1 protein-coding gene is annotated in these 330 nt (G+C 55.8%); it reads left to right on the top strand.

Features of this window, described 5'->3' with window-relative positions:
- Positions 1-13: 13 nt before the first annotated feature.
- Positions 14-330: hypothetical protein (locus ABQE44_RS25840; RefSeq protein ID WP_448432669.1), on the top strand; the 317-nt coding region annotated here is incomplete at its 3' end.

The following is a 330-nucleotide window of genomic DNA, read 5'->3' as shown; positions in this document are numbered from 1 at the left end:
TGATCAGTCCGATGTGGTCGACACCGTGACCGATTTGGTTGATCAGTCCGATGTGGTCGACACGGTGACCGATGTGGTCGATGAGACCGACGTCGTGGACACGGTGACCGATTTGGTGGATCAGTCCGACGCGGTTGATGTGGTGACGGATCTGGTGGATCAGACCGATGTGGTGGACGCGGTGACTGATTTGGTGGATCAGTCCGATGTGGTGGACGCGGTGACTGATTTGGTTGATCAGACCGATGTGGTGGACGCGGTGACTGATTTGGTTGATCAGTCCGATGTGGTCGACACCGTGACCGATTTGGTTGATCAGTCCGATGTGGT

It is taken from the genome of Mycolicibacterium sp. XJ2546, assembly GCF_053483195.1.
The sequence above is the reverse complement of the archived record's forward strand: the minus strand, read 5'-3'. Positions and strand labels throughout refer to the sequence as shown.